General features: G+C 54.1%; 24 protein-coding genes and 1 pseudogene. 12 read left to right on the top strand and 13 right to left on the bottom strand.

Going from position 1 to position 24,116, the window contains the following annotated elements; genetic code table 11:
- Position 1: 1 nt before the first annotated feature.
- Genes ACQE3D_RS25195 through ACQE3D_RS25185 form a run of 3 tightly spaced genes read left to right on the top strand, consistent with a single transcriptional unit; the run spans position 2 to position 4,168 of the window.
- A complete protein-coding gene (locus ACQE3D_RS25195; protein WP_427551900.1) occupies positions 2–1,933 on the top strand; it encodes an ATP-binding cassette domain-containing protein in 1,932 nt (643 codons plus the stop codon).
- Complete coding sequence (locus tag ACQE3D_RS25190) at positions 1,926–3,053, top strand: ABC transporter permease (protein ID WP_319960962.1); 1,128 nt, start codon at positions 1,926–1,928, stop codon at positions 3,051–3,053. The genes ACQE3D_RS25195 and ACQE3D_RS25190 overlap by 8 nt, the downstream gene beginning before the upstream one ends.
- Positions 3,054–3,055: 2 nt before the next feature.
- Positions 3,056–4,168: an ABC transporter permease gene (locus tag ACQE3D_RS25185; protein WP_427551899.1), complete on the top strand. Its 1,113-nt coding sequence runs from the start codon at positions 3,056–3,058 to the stop codon at positions 4,166–4,168.
- Positions 4,169–4,359: 191 nt separating this feature from the next.
- Here ACQE3D_RS25185 and ACQE3D_RS25180 read toward each other — a convergent pair whose 3' ends face one another.
- Complete coding sequence (locus tag ACQE3D_RS25180; protein ID WP_427551898.1) at positions 4,360–4,686, bottom strand: helix-turn-helix domain-containing protein; 327 nt, start codon at positions 4,684–4,686, stop codon at positions 4,360–4,362.
- Positions 4,687–5,045: 359 nt separating this feature from the next.
- On the opposite strand from ACQE3D_RS25180, the gene ACQE3D_RS25175 reads away from it, so the two are divergent.
- Together ACQE3D_RS25175 and ACQE3D_RS25170 are read left to right on the top strand one after the other, a co-directional pair.
- A complete protein-coding gene (locus tag ACQE3D_RS25175) occupies positions 5,046–5,876 on the top strand; it encodes a hypothetical protein (RefSeq protein WP_427551897.1) in 831 nt (276 codons plus the stop codon).
- Positions 5,873–5,995 (top strand): hypothetical protein, encoded by a 123-nt coding sequence (locus ACQE3D_RS25170; protein ID WP_423682383.1) that lies wholly within the window; start codon positions 5,873–5,875, stop codon positions 5,993–5,995. Before ACQE3D_RS25175 ends, ACQE3D_RS25170 begins: the two co-directional genes overlap by 4 nt.
- On the opposite strand, the pseudogene ACQE3D_RS25165 reads toward ACQE3D_RS25170, so the two are convergent.
- From ACQE3D_RS25165 to ACQE3D_RS25150, 4 genes and pseudogenes are all read right to left on the bottom strand, one after another.
- Positions 5,972–6,358 (bottom strand): annotated as a pseudogene (locus ACQE3D_RS25165) (ABC transporter ATP-binding protein); the annotation flags it as partial. The gene ACQE3D_RS25170 and the pseudogene ACQE3D_RS25165 overlap by 24 nt on opposite strands.
- Positions 6,359–6,436: 78 nt before the next feature.
- A complete protein-coding gene (locus ACQE3D_RS25160; RefSeq protein WP_423680257.1) occupies positions 6,437–6,994 on the bottom strand; it encodes a recombinase family protein in 558 nt (185 codons plus the stop codon).
- Complete coding sequence (locus ACQE3D_RS25155; RefSeq protein WP_423680256.1) at positions 6,988–7,380, bottom strand: DUF86 domain-containing protein; 393 nt, start codon at positions 7,378–7,380, stop codon at positions 6,988–6,990. The genes ACQE3D_RS25160 and ACQE3D_RS25155 overlap by 7 nt, the downstream gene beginning before the upstream one ends.
- On the bottom strand, positions 7,377–7,667 hold the full coding sequence (locus ACQE3D_RS25150; RefSeq protein WP_423682362.1) for a nucleotidyltransferase family protein: 291 nt from the start codon (positions 7,665–7,667) through the stop codon (positions 7,377–7,379). The genes ACQE3D_RS25155 and ACQE3D_RS25150 overlap by 4 nt, the downstream gene beginning before the upstream one ends.
- Before the next feature lie 160 nt (positions 7,668–7,827).
- Between ACQE3D_RS25150 and ACQE3D_RS25145 the strand changes: the two genes are divergently transcribed.
- Entirely contained in the window at positions 7,828–10,794 is a 2,967-nt protein-coding gene (locus ACQE3D_RS25145) for a Tn3 family transposase (RefSeq protein ID WP_427551896.1), read from the top strand.
- On the opposite strand, the gene ACQE3D_RS25140 is transcribed toward ACQE3D_RS25145, so the two are convergent.
- From ACQE3D_RS25140 to ACQE3D_RS25125, 4 genes are read right to left on the bottom strand one after another with little or no spacing between them, the layout of a single operon-like run.
- Positions 10,763–11,188, bottom strand: coding sequence for a hypothetical protein (locus ACQE3D_RS25140; RefSeq protein WP_427551890.1), 426 nt, complete (start codon positions 11,186–11,188; stop codon positions 10,763–10,765). The two genes, ACQE3D_RS25145 and ACQE3D_RS25140, sit on opposite strands and share 32 nt — an antisense overlap.
- Positions 11,185–11,667 (bottom strand): hypothetical protein, encoded by a 483-nt coding sequence (locus ACQE3D_RS25135; protein WP_427551889.1) that lies wholly within the window; start codon positions 11,665–11,667, stop codon positions 11,185–11,187. Before ACQE3D_RS25135 ends, ACQE3D_RS25140 begins: the two co-directional genes overlap by 4 nt.
- Positions 11,664–12,494 carry a hypothetical protein gene (locus ACQE3D_RS25130; RefSeq protein ID WP_200158754.1) on the bottom strand — a complete coding sequence of 277 codons (831 nt, stop codon included), beginning with the start codon at positions 12,492–12,494 and terminating at the stop codon, positions 11,664–11,666. Before ACQE3D_RS25130 ends, ACQE3D_RS25135 begins: the two co-directional genes overlap by 4 nt.
- A gap of 35 nt (positions 12,495–12,529) precedes the next feature.
- The gene (locus tag ACQE3D_RS25125) at positions 12,530–12,865 is read right to left on the bottom strand and encodes a type II toxin-antitoxin system RelE/ParE family toxin (RefSeq protein WP_427551888.1); all 336 of its coding nucleotides are present in this window, start codon (positions 12,863–12,865) and stop codon (positions 12,530–12,532) included.
- Positions 12,866–13,151: 286 nt separating this feature from the next.
- Here ACQE3D_RS25125 and ACQE3D_RS25120 point away from each other — a divergent pair, with 286 nt between their 5' ends.
- The 6 genes from ACQE3D_RS25120 (at position 13,152) to ACQE3D_RS25095 (ending at position 18,202) form a co-directional block, all read left to right on the top strand.
- Complete coding sequence (locus tag ACQE3D_RS25120) at positions 13,152–13,781, top strand: recombinase family protein (protein ID WP_319960966.1); 630 nt, start codon at positions 13,152–13,154, stop codon at positions 13,779–13,781.
- Positions 13,771–15,441 (top strand): IS481 family transposase, encoded by a 1,671-nt coding sequence (locus ACQE3D_RS25115; protein WP_427551887.1) that lies wholly within the window; start codon positions 13,771–13,773, stop codon positions 15,439–15,441. Before ACQE3D_RS25120 ends, ACQE3D_RS25115 begins: the two co-directional genes overlap by 11 nt.
- The gene (locus ACQE3D_RS25110; RefSeq protein ID WP_427551886.1) at positions 15,441–16,409 is read left to right on the top strand and encodes an ExeA family protein; all 969 of its coding nucleotides are present in this window, start codon (positions 15,441–15,443) and stop codon (positions 16,407–16,409) included. Before ACQE3D_RS25115 ends, ACQE3D_RS25110 begins: the two co-directional genes overlap by 1 nt.
- A gap of 222 nt (positions 16,410–16,631) precedes the next feature.
- Positions 16,632–16,976 carry an ATP-binding protein gene (locus ACQE3D_RS25105; RefSeq protein WP_427551885.1) on the top strand — a complete coding sequence of 115 codons (345 nt, stop codon included), beginning with the start codon at positions 16,632–16,634 and terminating at the stop codon, positions 16,974–16,976.
- Positions 16,977–17,146: 170 nt separating this feature from the next.
- Positions 17,147–17,827 (top strand): SOS response-associated peptidase, encoded by a 681-nt coding sequence (locus ACQE3D_RS25100; RefSeq protein ID WP_427551884.1) that lies wholly within the window; start codon positions 17,147–17,149, stop codon positions 17,825–17,827.
- Between the two features lie 51 nt (positions 17,828–17,878).
- A complete protein-coding gene (locus ACQE3D_RS25095; protein WP_427501822.1) occupies positions 17,879–18,202 on the top strand; it encodes an HU family DNA-binding protein in 324 nt (107 codons plus the stop codon).
- Positions 18,203–18,564: 362 nt separating this feature from the next.
- Here ACQE3D_RS25095 and ACQE3D_RS25090 read toward each other — a convergent pair whose 3' ends face one another.
- The 4 genes from ACQE3D_RS25090 to ACQE3D_RS25075 are packed head-to-tail and all read right to left on the bottom strand — an operon-like array spanning position 18,565 to position 24,100.
- Positions 18,565–21,009: an effector-associated domain EAD1-containing protein gene (locus ACQE3D_RS25090; protein WP_427551895.1), complete on the bottom strand. Its 2,445-nt coding sequence runs from the start codon at positions 21,007–21,009 to the stop codon at positions 18,565–18,567.
- Positions 21,006–21,842, bottom strand: a complete 837-nt coding sequence (locus ACQE3D_RS25085; protein ID WP_427551894.1) for a hypothetical protein — start codon at positions 21,840–21,842, stop codon at positions 21,006–21,008. Before ACQE3D_RS25085 ends, ACQE3D_RS25090 begins: the two co-directional genes overlap by 4 nt.
- On the bottom strand, positions 21,829–22,794 hold the full coding sequence (locus ACQE3D_RS25080) for a TRAFAC clade GTPase domain-containing protein (protein ID WP_427551893.1): 966 nt from the start codon (positions 22,792–22,794) through the stop codon (positions 21,829–21,831). The genes ACQE3D_RS25085 and ACQE3D_RS25080 overlap by 14 nt, the downstream gene beginning before the upstream one ends.
- Positions 22,787–24,100 carry a GTPase-associated system all-helical protein GASH gene (locus ACQE3D_RS25075; protein ID WP_427551892.1) on the bottom strand — a complete coding sequence of 438 codons (1,314 nt, stop codon included), beginning with the start codon at positions 24,098–24,100 and terminating at the stop codon, positions 22,787–22,789. The genes ACQE3D_RS25080 and ACQE3D_RS25075 overlap by 8 nt, the downstream gene beginning before the upstream one ends.
- Between the last annotated feature and the right edge of the window lie 16 nt (positions 24,101–24,116).

Here is a 24,116-nt window from a genome sequence, read left to right as displayed (position 1 = left end):
CGTGAACGCATCGGCTATCATCGATGTCGACAGCCTGAGCAAGCGTTACGGCCGCAAGGGGCCACTGGCGGTGGATGGCGTGTCTTTCTCGGTGCGCCGAGGCCAGGTGTTTGGTCTGATCGGCCCGGACGGGGCCGGCAAAACCAGCGTGATCCAGGTGTTGGCGGGGGTGCTTTCCGCCGATGGCGGCGATGCCAGGGTGGAAGGCATATCCGCCATCGGCGATCCCGAAGCGGTCAAATCCCGTCTCGGTTACATGCCCCAGGGCCTAGGCCAGAATCTCTACGATACCTTGACGGTGGCGGAAAATATCGAATTCTTCCGCGACCTCCGACTGATTCCGGAAGGACAGTTCTGGGAAAATCGCGACCGCCTGCTGGCCATGACTCGTCTCGCGCCTTTTCTGGATCGTCCCGCCGGCAAGCTTTCCGGCGGCATGCGCCAGAAACTGGCCCTGATCTGTACCCTACTGCACCTGCCCGACGTGCTGCTGCTGGATGAGCCGACCACCGGCGTCGATCCCTTGTCGCGGCGGGACTTTTGGACCATCATCCACGAACTGGTCGCCGAACGCGGCGTCACGGTGCTGTTGACCACCTCCTATATGGACGAGGCGGAGCGCTGCCACGATGTGGCGATGATGCACCGGGGGCGCATCATCGCCGCCGGCACGCCGGATGAACTGGCGCGCAGCCTGCCCGGTACGTTGGTTGCCGTTTCCGGCGCACCGGTGAAGGCAATCCGCGCCGCCTTGGCGGACTGGAATGGCTCGGCCTCGGTCGCTTTGTTCGGCGCGGAAGTGCATGTACTGCTGACGGTCGAAACAGCCGATTTGCATGCGCAACTCGCCCGCCAGGGTTTGCAGGGCGTGTCGGTTCGCCTCATCACCGGTAACTTGGAGGATGTATTCGTTCATCGTGTCACCCAACGGGAGTCGGCGCAAAGCGAAGCCCTTGAACTGGCCGTGGCCCCGCTTCGTCCCGCCGACGGAGCGAGCAAGCACGCGATCGAGACCCGCAGTTTGACTTGCCGCTTCGGCGATTTCACCGCAGTCAACCGGGTGAATCTCGCCATCAGTACCGGCGAAATCTTCGGTCTCCTGGGACCCAATGGCGCGGGCAAGACCACCTTGATCAAGATGCTGTGCGGCCTGCAAAAGCCCGGCGCGGGCCAGGGCCGCGTGGCCGGTCTCGACGTGGATAAACAGCGCTTCGCATTGCGCGAGCACATCGGCTACATGTCGCAGCGCTTTTCCCTGTACCGGGATTTGACCGTGGCCGCCAACCTGGTGCTGTATGCCGGCCTCTACGGCCTGACAACGGCGCAACGGCGACCGCGCATCGATAGCCTGTTGGCTAGCCTGGGACTCGGCGAATACGCCAGTCGTCTGACTGACTCGTTGCCCATGGGCTTGCGCCAACGCCTTGGTTTGGCCTGCGCGCTGTTGCACGAACCGCCGGTGGTATTCCTCGACGAACCCACCTCCGGCGTCGATCCGGTCGCCCGCCGCCAGTTCTGGGACATCGTGCATCTTTTGGCCGAGCAAAGCGGTGTCACGGTGCTAGTGTCCACCCATTATATGGACGAGGCCGAGCATTGCCATCGGCTGGGCCTGATGCAAGCTGGCCAGTTGATCGCCTTGGGTACGCCGTCCGAATTGAAGCAAACGGCGAAAACCCGCGCCGGCACCTTACTGGCGGTGCAAACCGGCGAGTTCGCCCCGGCCTTTAAGTTGCTGCACGCCATTTTTCCCAAGGCCATGCTGTACGGCCGACGCATTCAATGGCAAAGCCTTACCCCCGAGGCGGATCGAGATCAGGCATCCACAGCCCTCAATCGTGCCGGAATATCGGCGGAAATCGCGGTTCAAGGCTTGTCGATGGAGGAAACCTTCGCCAGCTTTCTGGAGAGTACTGGAGTGAGAGATGTTTGAACGCACCCGCGCCATTTTACTGAAGGAAACCCGGGAACTGCTGCGCGATCCGGTGTATCTCGGTCTGGCCTTCATCGTCCCGATTGCCTTGATGTTGCTGTTCGGCTATGGGATGTCCGCCGACGTCACGCATATGCCCATTCTGTTCGTGGATCACGACCGCTCCTTTTTCAGCCGCGACTACATGGACGGCTACACCCATTCCGACTACTTCGACCTGGTGGGCGTGACCAACGATACCGGCGAAGTGGAACATTGGCTGCGTTCCGGCAAGGCGCGTGTCATCGTCGACATCCCGCCGGATTTTTCCCGCAAGATCACCGGGGGAGAACCGGTTTCCCTGGGCGTCACCGTGGACGGCTCCTTCGCCGAAAGAGCGGAGGTGATGGTGGGCTATGTCTCCGCGATCAACGGCCTTTACAACCAGCGCCTCTTCGAGCGGGCCATGAGCCGGAGTGGCCTGCCTCCGCCGCAGCCGGTGCAGATGGCGGTCTCGGTCTGGTATAACCCGGCGCTGGAAAGCAAGAACTTCATCGTGCCCGGCATGATGGTCATCATCCTGATGCTCTATCCGGCCATTTTGGGCGCGCTGCTGGTGGTGCGGGAGAAGGAGGCCGGGACCATCTTCAACTACTACGCCTCGCCCGCCCGGCGCTGGGAAATCATCGCCGGCAAGGCGCTGCCTTATGTTGGGGTGATCTTTCTCGATTACCTGATTCTGTTCGCCATGAGCATAGTGCTGTTCGGGGTGCGCTTCATCGGCAGTTTCTGGCTGCTTTCCGCCGGCGCCCTATTGTACTCGGCCTGCACCATCGGTATCGGTCTCTTGGTTTCGGTGCTGACGCGCACTCAGATCGCCGCCATGCTGGTCACTTTCCTCGCCACCGTGACGCCCTCCTTCAACTATTCCGGTTTCATGGCACCGGTGGCCAGCCAGGACCGGATCGGCCAGTTCGTGGCCTATCTGCTCCCCGCCACCCATTTCATGGACATGGTGCGCGGCGCCTATCTCAAAGGACTGGGTTTCGCCTTCTATTGGCCCAACCTCTTGGCGCTGACGGTCTACAGTGTGCTGTTGTACGGCCTCGCCTGGATGTTCCTGAACAAGCGGATCGGCTGACGATGGGACGATTCATCGCCATGCTGCGCAAGGAGTTCGCCCAGTTGCTGGGGGATATACCCATCTTGTTCATTCTGTTCTGGGCCTTCAGCGGCAATATTTACGTCATGGGCCATGCCATCACCTCGGAGCTTAGGAATTATCCCGTGGCGGTGCTCGATCTGGCGCGAAGCCCGGCCAGCCGGGAACTGGTTTCTCGGCTGCGTGCGCCCCATTTCAAGCTCGTCGGCTCTGTGAGCAGTGACGCGGAACTGGTCCATGCGCTGGATGCCGGCAAGGCCGGCGTGGGACTGGTCATCCCGCCCGATTTCGATCGCGCCATCGCCGAGGGAAAGGCCAGCTTCCAGGTGATTTCGGACGGCACCCTGTCGCGCACGGCGACGATCGCCGGCAGCCATCTCGCCCGCATCGCCCAGGACTTCAATCGGGACATCCTGCAAACCCGGGGTCTCATCGTTGCGGGAATTCCCCAGGTGGATGCGCGCCTGCGCGTGGCCTACAACCCCAATATTTCCAACCCATGGTTTTCCAGTCTGTTGGAAATGATGAACGTGATTACCATGGTGTCCATGCTGCTCACCGCCGCGGCCATGGTGCGGGAGAAAACCTACGGCACCCTGGAGCAGCTGTTGGTGAGCCCTTTGCGCCCGGCCGAGCTGTTCGCTGCGAAAATCATCCCCACCGTCGTCCTGGTGCTCGTGTTCTCCCTCATGGCCTTGTTCGGTGTAGTGCAAGGCGTGTTCGGCACGCCCATCCGCGGCAGTCTCCTCCTCTTCTACAGCGTCACCGTCTTGTATACGGCCTGCGTCGCCAGCTTGGGGCTCGTCATCGCCATGCTGGCCCGTAACATTGCCCAGGTCATGATGCTGCTCCTGCTCATCATGTACCCCATGCTGATGCTGTCGGGCGCCATCACCCCGCCGGAAAGCATGGCGCCCTGGGTGCAGTACCTAAGCCTTCTCTCGCCCCTGCGCTATTACTTCGATTTCAGCTACCAGGTCTTGTTCAAGGGCAACGGCCTGGCCTACGTCTGGCACGACATCTTCGGCATCGTCGTTCTCGGCGCACTCATGTTCGGCTTCGCGGTGCGGCGATTTAAGCGCCTCTTCGCCTAAAGCGGTCAGTGGAACCGATGCTGGATATCGGCTTCTGGTCAGTTGCTGATATTGGAGTGATGCATTACCCAATGATATGTGGCAGCAGTAGGCTGCAATCCTAACAAAGAAAATTCAAAACAGTTGAGTCCCGCCTTTTGGAACCATTTGATGCCGTTCCATGCCTGGCACGAAGGCGCTTTTGATGGCTGTTATACAAGGCGAGGATCGATCCCACTTGCGTGGTGCGGGCGGACAGTCACCCTCACGTCAACATCCTGATCGAGACGTTTAAGGATTGTCATCAGGCGGTCAATAGTGAAGCGGTTGAGCTTTACCTTGCGGATGCGCGAAAAGTCGGCGGCGGCAATGCCGGTTTGGTCTTCAGCGTTACGCACCGTCAGCGCACGGTCATCCAGGACACCGATTATTTCGGCGGCCAGCAATGCTTTCAGTTGTTCAACTTCCGCATTAGGGTGGCCGAAATCGGCAAAGACGTTTCCGCTACCCCGGACAATATCAAACGGTTCGTCATTCATCGCAGCACCTCCTTCAATCGTTTTAGGCGTTCATGCACAAGGTCAATTTCATATTTTGGCGTTTTAATGCCTTCCTTCGATTTTTTCTGGAAAGCATGGATCACCCATAAATCTTCGTCAATTTGGGGTCGTCTCAGAAAACGGAAAAAATCGTACGCTAAGCATGCGCGGAGGCTGGTATCCAGCGTTATAAGATCGGAATGGACACGCCGAGGTTTTTGGCCACGTCCTTGGGCAGAACTCCGCTGGGCAGCAGGGAGTTTCGATGCACTGAATTGACGCCTAAAAATCCGTCGTCATTTATGGCGTTATGATATTATCGGTCTGGATTGCTAGATCCTAGGCTCACGGAGGCAGTTATGATCGGCTCAATTAGTTCGTATTCCACAGCCCAGATAGGCAACGCGGCAGCATTCAAGGCGGCTTCGGCAACCGACCCGATTTCCGACGCTACGGAAAGTTCGGGCACATCGGGCACCCAAGGTGGCTCACAGACGATTTCCACACTGGCCCGACAACTGGCAGCGAGCGCCAGCCGTGCCGAAGAGCGGGATAAGACACTCACCCGTTCGGAATTGGCGGACAAGGCAAAAACCGCTTTGAGCCAGATACAGGGTGATGCTTACTTCGCCAACAAGGCCAAACACGACAGTGAAGTGCCTAAGACGAGCGACCCAGAATTATTGGCCAGAGCCAAGCAGGCGACGGAGTACGTTAATAGTGCGGCTAGAGGCGGAACCTCTGAGAAAAATCCATTTGCCGGTTTATCACGAGAGCAATTGGCGAACATCATTTATGACGATAGCGGGACTTATACAGTCAATGAACGAAGAGCGGCCTCCTATGAAGCCGATCGTCAAGAAGAAGAATGGCGTGTAAAGGTCACAACCCAAGCCATGGCCGAATACAACAGCACGGGAAAACTGACCAATTTCTTCAAATCCGTACTTGACCACTTCAAGGAACTGCCTGCCATCGAGCAGGCGCAATATCCCAAAGATTATGCCAGCGACCTACAGTCCAAGATCGATCTGGACTTTAACTACCGCACCCACCAGGCAGAAGGTAGAGGCAAAGACCCCATGAGCTTGATCGAGATGCTATTCGAGCAAAGCCCGCAACAAGCCAATGAACTCCACCAAAAATCAGAAAACACTACTAACTCACCAACCGTAAGGAGTAATCCATGAAATTGTTGCCGAAACTGCTCGCCGCCACCTCCATCTTCGCCGCCACAGCAGCAATTGCTGGGCCGCCCGGGCCGGTGCGCAGCATGGCCTGCCAGACCTACTCGCCGCATTTGGTCTAGTGCATACGCATGTGCCTCGTGACGCAACATTCCACGATATGTTAACGGCAAGGCCACATTGTCCAATGCGGTAAGGTGCGGCAACAAATTGAATGACTGGAAAACAAACCCGATCTCGCGATTGCGAATCGTAGCCAGTTCATCCACGCTTGCAGTAAGCATGTCCTGGCCGGCGAACTGGAATCGACCGGATAGCGGTCGATCAAGCAGCCCCAGAATATTAAGCAGCGTGCTCTTGCCCGACCCTGACGCACCGAGTAGGGCGCATGTTTTACCCCGCCAGAGAGTTAAGGAGATATTTCTTAAAATGGGAATTATTCGATCCCCAATACGGTAAGTCTGGCTGACGCCTTCCAGCGTCATCAGGGCTTGCGCTTGACATTCTGGTGAACTGTTCATTGGGGAATTCCAGGTCGTCTCGAAAAACAGATCACAACTGCATTACGCACGCATCGAGGCCGGAATCCAGCGGTACAGGGTCGGCACCGACACCCCCAGGTTTTTGGCTACATCCCGAGGCGGGATGCCGCTGGCCAGCAATTTCTTGGCCGACTCGATCTTGCTGTCGGTCATTTGGCGTTTGCGACCACCCTTGCGGCCAAGCTGGCGGGCAAGCTCCAGCCCGGCGCGGGTGCGCTCTACCGTCAATTCCCGTTCCATTTCAGCCAGGCTGGCCATGACATGGAAGAAAAACCGGCCGGATGGCGTGCCGGTGTCGATGGCATCGGTGAGACTTTTGAACTGGACACCTTGCCGGTGCAGTTCGCTAATCAGATCGACTAGGTTTTTGACGCTGCGGCCCAAGCGATCCAGCTTCCAGACAACGAGGGTGTCGCCCTCGCGCAGCATTTCCAGCGCTTTGGTGAGTCCGGGTCGCTCGGCTCGGCTACCGCTGATCTTGTCGTCGAAGACCTTCTTGCAGCCCGCTTTGGTCAAGGCTTCGAGTTGAAGATCAAGGTTCTGATCCTGAGTCGAGACCCGTGCATAGCCGATCAGCATGGCGCGCCCGGTGCAGGATCGCTTGGGGCGTCGTCGGCTGCGTCCCCGCGCACTGCGGGCAGTTGCTTCAGTAGCGCCGGCAATGCCGTTTGCACCGTCTCCCACACCACGTCGAGGTTGATGTCGAAATAGCCGTGGGCGATGCGGTTGCGCATGCCGCGCATGCTGCGCCATGGCACATCGGGGTGTGCCTGCGCGAACTCGGCGTAGCCGTCCATCACCTTCGTGGCCGCCTCGCCGATAATGATGAGACTCATGATGACGGCCTGCTGGGTGCGCCTGTCCTCAAGGAAATCGTTTTTATCCAGGCCCTCCACGAAATTGCACGCATCGGTGGTGGCCTGCTGCATGTGGTCGAGGTAGTCGGGCAGTCGGTTCTCGCTCATACCGGCTGTGCCTCCGCGAGCACCTTGGCCCGGAACTTCGGCGGCAGATCGGCAGGCGTTAATAAATCGACGTGGACGCCAAGCAGCGCTTCCAGCTCGTCTTGCAGGCCACCGAGATCAAACAGGGTCGCGCCGGGTAGCGCATCGACCAACAGATCAAGGTCGCTACCGTCCAGGTCGGTGCCGCGAAGCACCGATCCGAAGACGCGTGGGTTCGCCACCCGAAAGCGGCTTGCCGCTTCGCGCACTGCGCTTCGTTTCATCTCAAGCACAACGGACGGTCGCATGGAGCACCTTTTCTTATCGAAACTCGTTGAAATGATATGCGGATAAGAATAGAGTTTCAAGAACTATTTTCGAGAATTGCAACACCTTGATTTCCCGTGCCGCGCCGGTTGCCTTGGTGGGCTTGTCACAAACGAACGTTTTCAAGAAGAAGGAAACCGCATGCCCCGCCGTTCAATCCTCTCCGCTGCCGAGCGCGACAGCCTCTTGGGGTTGCCCGATACCCAAGACGAACTCATCCGGCAATACACGTTCAGCGAGCCAGACCTATCACTGATCCGCCAGCGGCGCGGTGATGCCAACCGCCTGGGTGTCGCAGTGCAGTTGTGCTTACTGCGCTTCCCCGGTCAGGGGCTACTGCCCGACGCTGCCGTGCCGATGCCCCTGCTGCAATGGATCGGACGGCAACTGCGGCTCGACCCGGCATGTTGGCCGCAGTATGCCGAGCGGGAGGAAACCCGGCGCGAACACCTGCTCGAACTGCGGGCGTACCTGAGCATGGAGCCGTTCGGCCTGACGCACTATCGGCAGGCTGTCCATTCCGCAACCGAGTTGGCCTTGCAAACCGACAAGGGCATCGTGCTGGCCAGCAGCATCCTCGACTCCCTGCGGCACCGACACATCATCTTGCCGACGCTGGACGTTGTCGAGCGCGTCTGCGCCGAGGCGATCACCCGCGCCAACCGGCATATCTACAACGCCTTGGCTGAGCCGCTGTCGGACGTGCATCGTCGCCGCCTCGACGATCTGCTCAAGCGCCGTGACAACGGCAAGACGACCTGGTTGGCTTGGCTGCGCCAGTCACCGGCCAAGCCGAATTCGCGGCACATGCTCGAACACATCGAACGCCTCAAAGCCTGGCAGGCGCTCGCCCTGCCTTCCGGCATCGAGCGGCTGATTCACCAGAACCGGCTGCTCAAGATCGCCCGCGAGGGCGGCCAGATGACACCGGCTGACCTGGCCAAGTTCGAAGCGCAGCGTCGATACGCCACCCTGGTGGCGCTCGCCATCGAGGGCACGGCCACCGTCACCGACGAAATCATTGACCTGCATGATCGTATCCTGGGCAAACTGTTCAACGCCGCCAAGAACAAGCATCAGCAGCAGTTCCAGGCGTCCGGCAAGGCGATCAACGCCAAGGTGCGGCTGTTCGGGCGTATCGGGCAGGCACTGATTGAGGCCAAGCAATTGGGCCGCGATCCGTTCGCCGCCATCGAGGCCGTCATGTCCTGGGACGCCTTCGCCGAAAGCGTCACCGAAGCGCAACGGCTCGCGCAACCCGAGGACTTCGATTTCCTGCACCGTATCGGCGAGAGCTACGCCACGCTGCGCCGCTACGCGCCTGAATTCCTCGCCGTGCTCAAGCTGCGTGCCGCGCCCGCAGCCAAGGACGTGCTCGACGCCATCGAAGTGCTGCGCGGCATGAACAGCGACAACGCCCGCAAGGTGCCCGCCGACGCGCCGACCGATTTCATCAAGCCGCGCTGGCAGAAGCTGGTCATGACCGACACGGGCATCGACCGGCGTTACTACGAACTGTGTGCGTTGTCGGAGATGAAGAACGCGCTGCGTTCCGGCGACATCTGGGTGCAGGGTTCGCGCCAGTTCAAGGACTTCGAGGACTATCTGGTGACACCCGCGAAATTCGCCAGCCTCAAGCAGGCCAGCGAATTGCCGCTGGCCGTGGCCACCGACTGCGACCAGTACCTGCATGAGCGGCTGACGCTGCTGGAAACGCAGCTCGCCACCATCAACCGCATGGCGCTGGCCAATGAGCTGCCGGACGCCATCATCACGGAGTCGGGCCTGAAGATCACGCCGCTCGATGCGGCAGTGCCCGATACCGCTCAAGCGTTGATTAACCAGACGGCCATAATCCTGCCGCACGTCAAGATCACCGAACTGCTGCTGGAGGTGGACGAATGGACGGGCTTCACCCGGCACTTCGCACACCTGAAATCGGGCGACCTGGCCAAGGACAAGAACCTGCTGCTGACCACGATCCTGGCCGACGCCATCAACTTGGGCCTGACCAAGATGGCGGAGTCCTGCCCCGGAACGACCTATGCCAAGCTGGCGTGGCTGCAAGCCTGGCATATCCGCGACGAAACCTACTCGACGGCGCTGGCCGAGCTGGTCAATGCGCAGTTCCGGCATCCCTTCGCCGAGCACTGGGGCGACGGCACCACGTCATCGTCGGATGGCCAGAACTTCCGCACCGGCAGCAAGGCCGAGAGCACCGGCCACATCAACCCCAAATACGGTAGCAGCCCAGGGCGGACGTTCTACACCCACATCTCCGACCAGTACGCGCCGTTCCACACCAAGGTCGTGAACGTCGGCGTGCGCGATTCGACCTACGTGCTCGACGGCCTGCTGTACCACGAATCCGACCTGCGCATCGAAGAGCATTACACCGACACGGCGGGTTTCACTGATCACGTCTTCGCCTTGATGCACCTCTTGGGCTTCCGCTTCGCGCCGCGCATCCGCGACCTGGGCGACACCAAGCTCTACATCCCGAAGGGCGATGCCGCCCACGACGGGCTGAAGCCGATGATCGGCGGCACGCTCAACATCAAGCACGTGCGCGCCCATTGGGACGAAATCCTGCGGCTGGCCACCTCGATCAAGCAGGGCACCGTCACGGCCTCCCTGATGCTGCGCAAACTCGGCAGTTACCCACGCCAGAACGGCCTGGCCGTCGCGCTGCGCGAGCTGGGCCGCATCGAGCGCACACTGTTCATTCTAGATTGGCTGCAAAGCGTCGAGCTGCGCCGCCGCGTCCATGCCGGGCTGAACAAGGGCGAGGCGCGCAACGCGCTGGCCCGCGCCGTGTTCTTCAACCGCCTGGGCGAAATCCGTGACCGCAGTTTTGAGCAGCAGCGCTACCGGGCCAGCGGCCTCAACCTGGTGACGGCCGCCATCGTGCTGTGGAACACGGTCTATCTGGAGCGTGCCGCGAATGCCCTGCGTGGTAACGGCCACGCTGTCGATGATGCGCTGTTGCAGTACTTGTCACCGCTGGGTTGGGAGCATATCAACCTGACCGGCGATTACCTTTGGCGCAGCAGCGCCAAGATCGGTGCGGGCAAGTTCAGGCCGCTACGACCGCTGCAACCGGCTTAGCGTACGATTTTTTCCGTTTTCTGAGACGGCCCCTATTCACAAACTCTGTGGCTTGCTTGGCTCTAGCTAACAAAACAGGGTCGCTAGTATTGGGAACTTCGTCGTCGTGCTTTTTCTTGTTAACTTGGTAAGAATCTCCCGATATTTGACTCAAGGCGGTCTTTGCCTTGTCAGCCAATTCCGAACGAGAGAGGGTATTGTCCCGTTCTTCGGCACGGCTGGCACTCGCGGCCAATTGTCGGGCCAGTGTGGAAATCGTCTGTGTGCCGCCTTGCATACCTGACGCCCCCTGATTTTCCAAGGCGTCAGAAACCCGCTCGGTCGCCGAAGCCGCTTTGAAAGCCGCCGCGCCGCCTGCCTGGGTTGTGGAATACGAGCCAATCGAGCCGATCATGATAATCCTTCCTCGTACTTGGAACCTGCATATCGAGCCCGGTTATGTGCGAAAAACGAGCTCGTCATAATTGGCAAGTTGGTCGAGGTAATGGTGGCAGTGCAGATCGCTCCGCCGCTACCCGTTGCGGTCTTGGTCCATTTCGGGATCTTGTAGCCACCGGGTTGCAGCGCGTTGACGAAGGTTGTGCCGAACACGCATTCCTTGGAGCCGATTTTATAGCGGACGTTTGCATAGTTGACGTCCGGGCTGATCAGGCTCGTCACGGCATAAGAGTTGGAACCCAACTTCGAAACAGTTGTAGCCGGTTTTGGGGAAGCGTTGGCATATGTACTGGATTCGTTGGTTGTAACGATCCTGTAGGTCGCATCTGTTGTTGTGTTGTTGTTTTTTAAGGTGACAGTTACTGGCGGGCCTGCAATCGCGGCTGTGGCGGCGAAAATGGAGGTGGCGGCGAGCAGTTTTTGCAACAATTTCATGGATTACTCCTTACAGTTGGTGAGTCAGTGGTGTTTTTCGGCTCTTGGGGCAATTCATTGGTTTGTTGTGGGCTTTGCTCGAATAGCATCTCGATCAAGCTCATGGGGTCTTTGTCTTTACCCTCTGCCTTGTGTGTACGGTAGTTAAAATCCAGATCAATCTTGGACTGTAGATCGCTGGCATAATCTTTTGGATATTGCGCTTGCTCGATTGCAGGCAGTTCCTTGAAATGGTCCAGCACGGAACTGAAGAAATTCGTCAGTTTCCCCGTGCTGTTGTATTCGGCCATGGCTTGGGCTGCCACTTTCTCTCGCCACGCTTCTTCCTGATCGTAAGACTCTCGCCAAGCAGCATGACGCTCATTCACCGTATACGTACCGCTCTCGTCGTAAATAATGTTTGACAACTGTTCTCGCGATAGGCCGGAAAATGGGTTTTTTATCGAGTGGCCGCCTCTAGATGCATCATTAACGAATGCCGTTGCCTGTTTGGCTCTAGACAGTAATTCCGGGTCACTGGTATTGGGAATCTCGCTGTCGTGCAGTGTTTTATTTGCATAGTATGAATCACCAACTACGTGATTCATAATGCTTTTCGCCTTGTCAGCTAATTCCGAGCGTGTGAGGGTCTTGTCTCGTTCTTCGGCACGGCTGGCGCTTGCGGCCAGCTGTCGGGCCAGCGTGGAAATCGTCTGTGTGCCGCCTTGCGTACCTGACGCGCCCTGATTTTCTGAAGCGTCAGAAACCCGCTCGGTCGCCGAAGCCGCTTTGAAAGCCGCCGCGCCGCCTGCCTGGGTTGTGGAATACGAACCAATCGAGCCGATCATGGCTACCCCCTTTTGTGAGCTTGGAGCCTGCACGCTCAAGCCAGTTTTAGCAAAATACCATAAATGACGAAGTGTTTCACAATCGCATCTCTGGTAGCCAGCCGCTCACTTAGCGTACGATTTTTTCCGAATTCTGAGACGACCCCAATTTGCACGGCATAAACAACGCGGAAAGCATCCCCACGGTGGCGCAGAACAATTTCCATAATACCGCTGTCGAAGCCCTTCAACGGTTTCACATTGTCGGCCTTACGCCCTTCCGCCGCGACAGTCAGTGCGCGGTTGGCTTCTAGCTGCACCGGCATGGGAAAATCTTCAAAATCCTTCCGGGCCGCCTTGATCCATGAAATCGGCCTTGTCTTTTCTGTCATACGCGCTCCTTGCTCCGATTATTGTAGTCAGATATGACAACATAATGCAAATTATCCATCAGGAAACTGAAAGCCGATAGCTGGTTTATTGGGTTGGTGTTTGCCAACTGCATTTGAATTTTTTGGGGGTTATGATGGCAATAAACATCATTAAAAACGAACGTTTTTGCTATCCGCTTTAGTTAAAGAAAAGCACTGTGTTTTCAATCCATTTTTGGTTATTATAAAACCTGTTTTTAGGGTTTTCATTACCTTTGATGATTTTATAGGCATTTTAGGCAAATTGATGGCACAAACGATCGGTTATTTACGGGTATCGACCGCAGACCAGGACTTGGAGAAAAACAAGGCAGATATTTTGGTGCTGGCCAATCACCACAATCTGGGTCAGGTCAAATTCACTGAAGAAAAAGCCTCCGGCAAAATCTCCTGGCGCAAACGCAAGATTGCCCAAGTCATCGAAGACCTTCAAACGGGAGATAATTTAGTGGTCAGCGAAATGTCCCGCTTGGGGCGAAGTATGTTGGAGTGCATGGAAATTTTGTCGATTGCGATGGAACGCGGTGTCCATGTCTATTCGGTGAAAGGCAATTGGCGGCTTGACCAAAGCATCCAAAGCAAGATCGTCGCAATGGCGTTTTCCATGGCTGCCGAAATTGAACGCGATTTGATCTCGCAGCGCACAACAGAAGCCTTGCGTGCCAAAAAAGCCGCCGGTATGACGTTAGGCCGCCCCAAAGGGCCGGGCAAGAGCAAGCTCGACCCGTTCCGCCCTGAAATTGAAGCTTTGCTTGCAAATGGCGCAACCCTATTTTTTATTGCCGGTCGATATGGCACCACTTCCGCCAATTTGCGCAACTGGATGAGCAAGCACGGCATCAGTCGGCCTAAACGGGACAGGGTTCGTGCCGCGTAAACGCCTCCCTTTTGAGGTACTGATAGCACTTCAAAACCAACTGGATGCGCTGTCCCCAAGGGATACCCAACGCAAAGACCTTGTTGAGGCAACCTGCGAAGCATTTGGGATTTCGGCATCCACTGTCCGGCGACAATTACGCACGCATCAACTGCCATATTTGACCCACCGCAGCGATTACAATACATCAAGAAGCCTGCCCGCGGTAGACATGCGCCGTTACTGCGAATTGATTGCGGCGCTGAAACTTCGGACGACCAGCAAAAAAGGACGGCGCTTATCGACCAAGGCTTGTATTGGAATCCTCGAAAAGTCGGGCATTGAAACGGCGGAGGGATTGGTTAAAGTCGAATCCGGCCTGCTCAAGCTCAGCACGGTCAGCCGTTATCTGAAACAATGGGGATACGACAACCGCACCCTGACCATAGAGCCACCCTGGACGCCCTTCCAGGCAACCTTTAGCAATGAGTGCTGGCAATTTGATTTCTCGCCGTCAGACTTGAAAAAGCCGGAATTTTTCGGCAAAACGCTAAAAGAGGGTTCGGAATATCTGGCTTTGGCCGGTGTTACCGATGACCGGAGCGGGGTTTGTTACCAGGAATACCATTTGGTAAAAGGCGAAGACGTGATAACCGCGCTATTGTTCCTGTTTAATGCGATGTCCGCCAAGAAGGACAAGAACAACCCATTCCAGGGCATCCCTTCGGTCATTTATATGGATGCCGGCCCGGTGTCTAAAAGCCGGGTGTTCTTGTGGGTTATGAAGCAACTGGGCATCGAAGTGCGGGTACATATGCCAAGGGGCAGCGATGGAAGGCGCACCACCTCACGATCCAAGGGCAAAGTGGAACGTTCTTTCCTGACCATCAAATCTTCCTTGGAAACCCTTTACCATCTCCAGCAGCCGGAAACGCTGGAAGAAGCTAATGCCTGGTTACACAGGTATTTAGAGGAATATAACGCGATGGATCACCGCTATGAAGACCATTCCCGTATGGCGGATTGGCTACAAAATCTGCCGTCGCAAGGGTTTAGGGAAATGTGTTCGTGGGATCGCTTCCGCACTTTCGCCCGTGAACCGGAACAGCGCAAGGCGGACAGCAACGCCTGCGTCGGTATTGACGGCATCCGCTATCAATTAAGCCATGACATGGCGGGGCAAGACATCACCTTGCTTTGGGGGATTTTTGATAACGAACTCTATGTTGAGTTCAATGACGAGAAACAAGGGCCTTTCTATCCTGAAGAGGGGCCGATCCCGTTCGGCAAGTTCCGGAAACACAAAAAGAGCTGCGTTGAGCTAAAAGCGGATCGGATCGGGGAATTGGCAAAAACGCTCAGCTTGCCACGTTCCGCATTGTCCGGCATTAACGGCAGCGACCAAGCCCTGTTGGCCCAAGCCAATATCGTCCAGATGGAAAAACCCAAATCGATGCCATTCGATGACAGCCCATTCCTGCAACCTACCATATTCAAAAACAAGTTGGATGCCAAGACTGCCATTGCAGATTATCTCGGCAAACCCTTGTCCCGGTTGACCGACCTGCAAATAGCCGCCATCAATACGATCCTCGATGAGACATTGGACAAGAAGACGGTGCTGGACAAAATTCGCGCGTATTTTACTTTAAGCTCGGCCGGGCATTCGGGAGGTGACTGATGTACGGTGAAATGATGCAATACTATGGCTTGGCCAAGGATTTGGATAAAGCCGACTACTTTGAGACTGAAGCCTTTAAAAGTGTTTTGCATAGCCTTGAAGCCGCCGTCATGTCAGGCGGCATCATTACCTTGACCGGCATCGTCGGCGTTGGCAAGACTCGGGTTATCCGGCATTTTCAGGATGGCTTAAAGAAAAACAACCAGGTGGTTGTCGCCAAGTCGTTGGCGACCGACAAGCGCCGCGTCAACATTAACACCTTATATGCCGCGCTATTCGCCGATTTGCCCACCCCAAAGGATTTTAAGGTGCCTACCCAAGCCGAGATCAGGGAAAGGAAACTCCAAGAACTGATCCGTAAAATCAACAAGCCTATCGCGTTCTTCATCGATGGCGCCCATGATCTCCATTGGCGCACCTTGATTGCGCTAAAACAATTGATTGAAACCATTGAGGATGCCAAAGGCATCTTGACCATTATCATGGTCGGCCACCCAAAACTGGGCAATGACCTCAACAAGCCGACCATGGAAGAAATCGGTGCGCGGGCTAAATTGTTTAGCTTGGACAGTTGGGGGCAACAGAAACAGAAGTATATCGAATGGGTGTTGACGCATTGCAGCAAACCGAAAACAGCCGTCCATGACATCGTGACCCCCGACGCGATCAATCTCTTGGCGGAACGGCTGATCACGCCGTTGCAAATCTGCCATTACCTGACGCTCGCCTTGATCAAGGGTGCCACCACAGGCACAAAACCGGTCGATGTGGAGATTGTCGAAACCGTATTATCGCCCGACTTAAACACGCTGGAACCCAAACTGGCCCGGCATGGGTATAACACTACGGCTTTGTGCGAACATCTGAATGCCAGGCGGGGCGAAATCAAGGCGTATTTCAACGGACAATTGCCAGCAGCACGGGCTGAGGATTTTAACAAGGAAATCCATAAGCTGGGGATTTTATAAAGCTCGCGCCTTCAATTTATCGTTTATGGGCGTAGGATAGAATCAAATAAAGCGAGAAATCCAACTCGATAAAATCATTTAATGCGAGAAAGAAAACCGCCCTGTGCAATTAATGTGAGAAAAAGTGATTTTATAGAGTCAGTTAATTTGAGATGAAAATGCCGGATAAGTGCAAGAAAAGCCGGTTATGAAATCAAGAAACTACAGTTAGGTACGCTTTATATGACCGCAACGCGTTTGTTTGAAAACTTGACCGTGGGGCTGGCCGACGGCAGCTTGCCGAAACTACGTCGTCAACTGGTTAGTGCATCGTTATTGATCATTGACGATGTTGGTATTGGCGGCGTACCCGCTCAATTAGGGCCAATACTTTTAGAAATCCTGGATCAGCAGTCGATGGTTGGTTCCTTAATCCTCACCAGTCAATATCCAACCAATAAATGGTATGAATTGTTCGAAGACGCCACGGTCGCCGACGCAATTTTGGACCGGATCGTCCATCGGGCGCATCCGATAGAACTCAAAGGAGAATCAATGCGGAAGTTGAAAGGTAAAAACACAGCCTAGAGGCCTAAACCCATTGCTTGCGCATCCTTCAGGCCAAGGGTGTGCAAGTGATGCACCTAGGTGTGCAGATGCTCTGCACTTGGGTGTGCAAGTAAATGCAATTACGCAGTCTACCGTCGAAACCGGAATTGTTCTATATTTGTTCTAATCATGTTGCGGAGCCTATACCCATGTGTGGCCGTTACAGCTTGACCGCAACCAGCGAAGCACTGGCCGAGCATTTCCAGGTGCTGAAGTCGATTCGCATGCAACCCCGTTACAACATTCCGCCCGGCCAGAAAATTCTGAATATCGTCGAGCGCGCCGACGGGACGCGCAAAGCCGTGAATTTGTGGTGGGGCTTGGTACCGCCTTGGGCCAAGGATCGCAAGATCGGCTGGAAATTGAGCAACGCCCGCCGGGAGACCCTTACCGAAAAGCCGGCCTTTCGGGAAGCCGTAAAACACCAACGGTGTTTGATTCCCACCGACGGCTATTTTGAATGGCAAAAGCGCGCGGACGGCAAACAGGCTTTTCACATACACCGCGCCGATCGAGGCTTGTTCGCCTTTGCCGGTCTGTGGGAGCAGTGGAAATCAGGTCAGGAGGCTTTGTATTCCTGCACCATCATTACCACCGCCGCCAACGTCCGGATGCAAACCGTTCACGAACGCATGCCGGTGATTATTCCGCCCGATCAATATCATGCTTGGTTGGACAAAGCCGCCGGAGCCGACACGGTATTGTCGTTACTCGAAAACGATGCTTATGCCGACATCACCCTGACAGCGGTCAGCGATTGGGTCAATAAACCCCAGCATGATGATGCAAAATGTATTGAACCTTCTGCCGAACAAAATGCGCACCATTAGCCTGGAAGTAATCACTGAATTTTCTGACTACAATAATCTCGCGCAATCTCAATCAGGCTAGCAAATTCGTCACTCAACTGCCTTCATCGTCAGGAGCAAACCGATATGAATAAATCTGAACTCATTGATGCCATCGCCAGCCACGCCAAACTGACCAAAGCAGACGCAGGCCGCGCTTTGGATGGGCTTATCCAATCCATTCAATCCGCATTGAAAGCCGGTGACTCCGTCTCACTTATGGGCTTCGGTTCCTTTGAGGCGAAAGACCGCGCCGAACGTAGCGGCCGCAATCCACAAACCGGCGAAGTAATCACCATAGCAGCCGCTAAATTGCCCTCGTTCAAAGCCGGCAAAGGTCTAAAAAACCTTCTTTGAAATTAGCAGTCAGTCGACGAGCAGGATCGACTGACAGTAGATGGCCGGTATAGTGAGCTAGCGACTCCTGTTGCTAACGTTTAAACTTCTTGAAGGCAAGGTACAGACCGAAGCAATAGAACCGCCCATTTTTTCCACTCGTGTTTCTCCAAAGCGGCCAGTAAGCCAAATCGAGGTGTCTAACCGGAAGTCTACATAGCCGCCGTTGGCGATCTCACCCAATCGGCCAAAACCAGACGGTTAGAAGGTTGAAAGACGAGTCACTCGAGTGTCGACTTCACTCAGAAAGCTGCCATTCAACCTACACAAAGCTCATGCCAAACAATCGAACAGAAATACTTATTTGCTTACTACCGTCATAATTAACGATTTTTCATTTCGGAAATGATACCCGCTAACTCTTTTAGCTCTGGATTATGCGGATGTGTATTTTGCAGTTCATTTACTAACGCCAATAATCCATTCTTTAGCTTGCCGTTTTCAGCCAATTTAGCCGCTGATTGCCATCTAATTGCGGGCGTAACGCCTGTTTTTAAATCCTTTCGTTTCCCGCCGGCACGCTCCCATATATCATCAAGCTCTTCAGGTGCGAGATCACCACCTAAATCAGCAACTCGAGATACAAGATTATCCTCATCAACAGAAGAGATACCACGATTTCCAGTTTTTATACCGAACTTTAAACGCTGAAGCCAGGTAAATAACTCTAGGCTAGTTTCCACAACTGATTGCAGTTCTGGTATTGCTCCCGACATAAACCGATCATAGGATTTTTCTGCCGCCTTCTTCCACCTTCTTTCAGACACCGCTTTCCCGATTATTTTGGTTATTCCTGGCTGCCAGTCTGTTCGCGTTGATGATGAGATGCACTGAATTAAATCCTGCTCGTCTGGAGACACACTCGATGAAAAGAGCACGACAAAAACCTTGATTGAATGACCGATTGTTCGGGTTCGCTTGAGAACTTCCTGAGCCAGTTGAGGTTCAGGGCTGGAAACAACCTGCCCAGCATTGCAGGTTTGTATCAAGACTTCTGCAACCAAGGGAAGCAAGGCGGAACAACTATTAGGGTTTAACTGGTTCCATAGCTTCGGCCTGTCAGGATAATTAAATACAATTTCCGACAAGTCTTTAGCAAGTAATGCGATCAGCCCCGATGACTCTTTTTCGCCCATCGTGACAGCATCAAGTAGCTTTAAACCTTGGATTTCGCGGTTAACGTTCGGTGGCCAACAAACGCCACCAGCAGCGATATGTGCAGCCCATAAATCACGCCAAACAGCCTTACCCGCATTCAAGTCTTTCAACAATTGCGGTTCCCGTACTGTGCGCTGGACAACAAGTTGAACTAATTGACTGTCAGGCGTACTTATCACTTCATTGATAATATCGCCACCTGACAAATGCGCGACTAGATATTTCAAACCATCAACCGCATTACCCGGAAATTTCCGCTGTAGTTGAAATGCCTTCGATGGTGAATATAAATTAATCACTACCCAAGCGTGCAAGCGAGACCATAGACGTGATTCCGCTTGCGTTTCAATTTGTCTTAAAGCAGTCTCGGAAAGACTTATCTCATCAACGACATCGAGCAAACAGGTTTCAACTATTTCGCTAGAAGGAAGAATTGCTTTGAGTATCATCGTGCAATCAGGGAATCCGAGCCAATTAAGAGCACTCTTGGCCCAATGTTTATCAGGATTAGCGAAACCTTTAAGCAGTGCTTGACGCACTGACATCTGCCACCACGCTTCAGCTTTATTCTCTTCTAAGCTTGTAAGAAGCTGCCGTGCTTCATCTGGCGTTAAATAGGGTGACTGACTATGAACCCATCTGGTGAGCGAATCTGGAAGCGAAGCATCACTTGCTAAAAACACGAGGGAAAAGTTTCTAAGTTTTAGTACGAACTCAAGTTTCTCCCCCTTCAAATCAATAACCAGCGCCTTTAATGCTTCGGTTTTCAAATTTATTGCCTCGTCATGCGACGAAGCAAGAACCGATAAGGTGCGCAAAAACTCGAGTGCACTATTGGGTGTTGGATATTCGCGCAATTTATCCAAGCGATCCGCAGCGCGGGCTACCGTATCAAGTGCTTTAAGTTCACCAGAACAGAAATGGCATGAGTCCAATATTTCTTTAAAAGTAGAATCGCCTTCGCCTATCAGCCAGCTGGCCGCACGATTTATTGAAGGTGAATCCGAACTAAAGCGGATCACCGGAAAGTTGGCCCATGCAGGCAAGCTTTGCCGTGTTACGCAATAAAGTAGGGGCGGCGCACTCGACTCGCCTCCTTGGGGAGGAATCACAGCAACCCGCGCAGAAAAATTACGCCGCGCTTCTGGCCACAATCGCGACCAAATGTCAGCAAGAATTCCCGGCCAAGCATCCAAATCTGAGAATACAGGAGATCGCTCGACTTCTGATGACAGCAAGGCCTCTGCCACTGAATGCAACTGCTCCGGCAACGACGAGGGGATTGCTTTAATTCCTGAAAGAGACGCTAGCACAGGACGTAAATCATCGACGGCTCCAATTTCGCCCGATCGCCATAAAGCAACCTCGCTACTCACCATGCCAGCACGGTAAGCCGATTCATCAGGCATCGTCCACCATAGTGCCCACCAATCGCCAACGGTTCCACAACCTAAAGACGGCCACCAACGCTCACCAGGAACGAGATGACCGGGCGGTTTGTCCGTCAAGCCTAGCAATTCAGAAGGTAAGGTGGTTGGTTCGCCTTGCCATTCCAGCAATCCGTGGCTGTTATTCTTTACACCATACCGTGCCCTGAGAGGCTGAATCACTCGACACCCAACAACCATGCAAGCGGGCGACTTAGATCAGCGTCCTTATGCCCATCTGGGTTAACAACCCAGCCCTGATGTTCAGGCCCTTGGTTAATGAAGTTTTCGTTATCACTATTCTTCTCTAATAGACAGCCTAATGCTGAAAGCCCCCAGATACTGATGGCAGAAGGTTTCCATATGCTATCGATAAATGCGGAGACCAAAGGTAGGTTTTTAGCTAACACTTGGCTAGGTAGTAGGTCGTCTACCGCCAACTCATCGTAGCAAGAAAGCAGCACCGCAAGGCGTGGTTGTTCGAGGTGTGCTACTGTGCTCTGGCCAGCTACATGCAACAAAATTTGCAACAGCTCAACCCAGCGAGCGTTTCCATCCCAATTGCCTGCCCGTGCTGTGGTGCCATTACCATCTGAGGATCGATTTGCCAGTTCTTTTAGCGCATCAGGATAAGTTGTTTCTTTTTTCAATCGTATTAGAAGCAGCCAGCCATCGGCTAAACGTAGTTGAGATCGCCACGCTTCTGTCACTTGACGTTCGGTAAATATCGTAAGTAACTGTTCACCGCCGTAATCGGGCCAGCGCAAATCCAACTCGTTGCCATGATTATCCCTGAGAGGTAATAAAACATCAGTCCAAGTGCCTGCCGATGTGTGCTCCGCAGCATGACCGTTTTCCAGGCAATGTAACACTTCTTCCAGCGCAGTAAGGTCGGCTGGTGTATCACGAAGCTCAAGCAATCCCGGATTCCGTTTCAAGCGCCCGTAAAGTTGACCCGCAAAGTGTGTTTTTCCGCTATCCGGCCCGCCGAGCAACAGGATTTCAGGCGTATGCATGACAACCTCTAAACGCAGAAAATGGCTGGTGATGGAGAACAGGCTCAACTTGGTAAGTGGCCAGCACCGGTGACCAAGCGTGACAAAGAGCCGTTTCCATTACATTCGTCAATGTGGCAGGCTGGTTAGTGCTGGAGCTAACCTCTATCACATGAGGAATTTGCCTTGCCAGTGTTTGCTGTATGGAAGAGCGGATATCCGCGCTAGGTTCAATATCATCTTTTGCCCAGACCAAAGTAGTGGGACGATTGCCCACATGATTTCCAAGTCGCTCCAAAAGCTGGCGTAATTCATTTCGTGCCGTACCACGTTTCTGGTTTGACGCGGCTAGCCGATTGCAGTCTGCAAACACCAAAAACGCATCCGCATTACGCACAACCCACCTAGCGCCTTCCGCCTCCGGTGCATCTTCCTTGATGGCCCAACGAGTAAACCATTCCCCAGGCGCATCAGTTAGCAGCACATCTCTAAACTCGCCTTTGGTATTACGCAACGCCAAATGAAGTAGACCCGGTACGCGACTAATACCTCGGGGCGTATGGGGTGGAAATGTAGCGGGACGTGCCGCATCGTCAAATCTTGTCCATGCAGCTAAAGCTTCCCATGCTCCCAAAGTACGAGATCCAGCAAACTGCGCATTTGCCAGTGACTGTCCTCGCAACAACTGCAAATAGTTGCCGGTTAACAGCGTTGTTTTGCCTGCATCATGTGCACCCAGAACGCCAATCAAAATGGTGCGACCACGTGGGTTCAAATTTGCCATATCTGCCAAACCTAATGCACTGCCAGACCAAGGCACACGGAAAGTTGTTGTAGGAGTGCTTATCTCTTCGGATTCATCATCAGTTATCGTTGCACACCACGAAGCACACTGAGCTAAATCTGTTTCTCCAAGGGCACAAGACTCACCTTTATGAGCAAAACAACTTTTGTCTGCGCAAGGCTTATACATGCGAGGCCCCTGCCAATTGCACCGCTTGTTCTTGTCTGAAGAAAGTATGCGCAAATTGGGGCAAACTCATTTCATAATCGCCGTCTGCCCCCATGCGCTTCAATGTCGATAAAACATCTTGTGCTTTGTGGGTTAAAACTAAGGCGACTCCATCACGCAAGCTTAAACGGCCGGTCTCAGGTGGAGCATTGAGCGTTTTCAGCCGTTCATTGTCGAGGTGGTCGCGCAATTGGCCTAGTGTTTCAAGTAATGCCTGCAATGTTAGCTTTTTACTAAAATCAGCATCAGGCAACCGGTTGACAGCTTCGGCAAGTAAGTAACCGACGCTGGCGGTTGTAGGCTGGACAACTTCGTTAAGCAGGTCTACCGCCATCACTACGGTCGCAATTACAGGATCGAGTTCACGATAGCTGCAACGCAATGTAGTTGAGTAAAGCGCCTCTGACCACCACAGCGAATTTAAGCGAATTTGTTCAGCTTGCCTGGCCTCTTGGACATTACGCTGCTGGGCAACCAGAGACTCATTCACCGCTTTAGTAAACTTGTTCAAATAAGTCTGCACTTCTTTAATTTCAACAAGCTGAGACTGATTGAATTTATCAGCCAATGAATCTAATTCATCAGCAAGCAACTTTTGCATCCGTGGTGCAAAATCATAAGACCACTGTGGCGCTGAATTAGTCCAATTGGGATTAGGATTAGGTGCTGCTTTACTCTGATTATTGTGAGGTCCCGCCGCACCTTCTATTTTCGTTAACAATGCCACCCGATCTACTTTCGGTGATTCAAGCAAGTTAGTCTTTGGGAATTTCAAGTCCACACCAAAATTCTGATCGGTATCATCAGCAGTTAGAGCATGCCCCACCAGCGCATTTTCTTCAGCACACTTAAACCACGTTTCCAGCATCTGGCGAACGATAGCTTCTTCTCTGCCCAACCGTAATAAGGGCAAAGTATCCGCCGCTGTTAACCACAAGATAGCTGCATAATTTTCTTCCTCGGCCACTTGATTGCAGGCATCCAGCAAAATGGCTCTGAGAATATTGATGGGCCTATCAGGAAAAACCGAACGCACGGCTTTCCATTCCGCAACCAAAGCTTGTTCAGCTTTAACAATAATGGGATCGTCTTCATCTATGTCGGGATCAAGCCCCGCCAAAATAGCCCGAATTAGCTGTGGCGGCTGTTCACGAAGTTCTTGCGCAATAGTTATGGCCGCTTGTTCGATTTTTGAAAAACGTCCATCGTCACCGTCAAGTTTTTCAATAAGCCCGGCATTTAACAATTCGGTTAGTAAGTTGGTCATCCATAGCCCCTTATAG

The organism is Methylomonas sp. MS20 (assembly GCF_050275925.1).
Classification (GTDB): domain Bacteria; phylum Pseudomonadota; class Gammaproteobacteria; order Methylococcales; family Methylomonadaceae; genus Methylomonas; species Methylomonas koyamae_A.
The sequence above is the reverse complement of the archived record's forward strand: the minus strand, read 5'-3'. Positions and strand labels throughout refer to the sequence as shown.

What these genes read in the sequence shown, in the direction of transcription:
- ACQE3D_RS25190 (WP_319960962.1), top strand. Translation starts at nt 1,926, where the DNA reads ATGTTTGAACGCACCCGCGCCATTTTACTGAAGGAAACCCGGGAACTG.
- ACQE3D_RS25185 (WP_427551899.1), top strand. Translation starts at nt 3,056, where the DNA reads ATGGGACGATTCATCGCCATGCTGCGCAAGGAGTTCGCCCAGTTGCTG.
- ACQE3D_RS25180 (WP_427551898.1), bottom strand. Translation starts at nt 4,686, where the DNA reads ATGAATGACGAACCGTTTGATATTGTCCGGGGTAGCGGAAACGTCTTT.
- ACQE3D_RS25175 (WP_427551897.1), top strand. Translation starts at nt 5,046, where the DNA reads ATGATCGGCTCAATTAGTTCGTATTCCACAGCCCAGATAGGCAACGCG.
- ACQE3D_RS25170 (WP_423682383.1), top strand. Translation starts at nt 5,873, where the DNA reads ATGAAATTGTTGCCGAAACTGCTCGCCGCCACCTCCATCTTCGCCGCC.
- ACQE3D_RS25160 (WP_423680257.1), bottom strand. Translation starts at nt 6,994, where the DNA reads ATGCTGATCGGCTATGCACGGGTCTCGACTCAGGATCAGAACCTTGAT.
- ACQE3D_RS25155 (WP_423680256.1), bottom strand. Translation starts at nt 7,380, where the DNA reads ATGAGCGAGAACCGACTGCCCGACTACCTCGACCACATGCAGCAGGCC.
- ACQE3D_RS25150 (WP_423682362.1), bottom strand. Translation starts at nt 7,667, where the DNA reads ATGCGACCGTCCGTTGTGCTTGAGATGAAACGAAGCGCAGTGCGCGAA.
- ACQE3D_RS25145 (WP_427551896.1), top strand. Translation starts at nt 7,828, where the DNA reads ATGCCCCGCCGTTCAATCCTCTCCGCTGCCGAGCGCGACAGCCTCTTG.
- ACQE3D_RS25140 (WP_427551890.1), bottom strand. Translation starts at nt 11,188, where the DNA reads ATGATCGGCTCGATTGGCTCGTATTCCACAACCCAGGCAGGCGGCGCG.
- ACQE3D_RS25135 (WP_427551889.1), bottom strand. Translation starts at nt 11,667, where the DNA reads ATGAAATTGTTGCAAAAACTGCTCGCCGCCACCTCCATTTTCGCCGCC.
- ACQE3D_RS25130 (WP_200158754.1), bottom strand. Translation starts at nt 12,494, where the DNA reads ATGATCGGCTCGATTGGTTCGTATTCCACAACCCAGGCAGGCGGCGCG.
- ACQE3D_RS25125 (WP_427551888.1), bottom strand. Translation starts at nt 12,865, where the DNA reads ATGACAGAAAAGACAAGGCCGATTTCATGGATCAAGGCGGCCCGGAAG.
- ACQE3D_RS25120 (WP_319960966.1), top strand. Translation starts at nt 13,152, where the DNA reads ATGGCACAAACGATCGGTTATTTACGGGTATCGACCGCAGACCAGGAC.
- ACQE3D_RS25110 (WP_427551886.1), top strand. Translation starts at nt 15,441, where the DNA reads ATGTACGGTGAAATGATGCAATACTATGGCTTGGCCAAGGATTTGGAT.
- ACQE3D_RS25105 (WP_427551885.1), top strand. Translation starts at nt 16,632, where the DNA reads ATGACCGCAACGCGTTTGTTTGAAAACTTGACCGTGGGGCTGGCCGAC.
- ACQE3D_RS25100 (WP_427551884.1), top strand. Translation starts at nt 17,147, where the DNA reads ATGTGTGGCCGTTACAGCTTGACCGCAACCAGCGAAGCACTGGCCGAG.
- ACQE3D_RS25085 (WP_427551894.1), bottom strand. Translation starts at nt 21,842, where the DNA reads ATGCATACGCCTGAAATCCTGTTGCTCGGCGGGCCGGATAGCGGAAAA.
- ACQE3D_RS25080 (WP_427551893.1), bottom strand. Translation starts at nt 22,794, where the DNA reads ATGTATAAGCCTTGCGCAGACAAAAGTTGTTTTGCTCATAAAGGTGAG.
- ACQE3D_RS25075 (WP_427551892.1), bottom strand. Translation starts at nt 24,100, where the DNA reads ATGACCAACTTACTAACCGAATTGTTAAATGCCGGGCTTATTGAAAAA.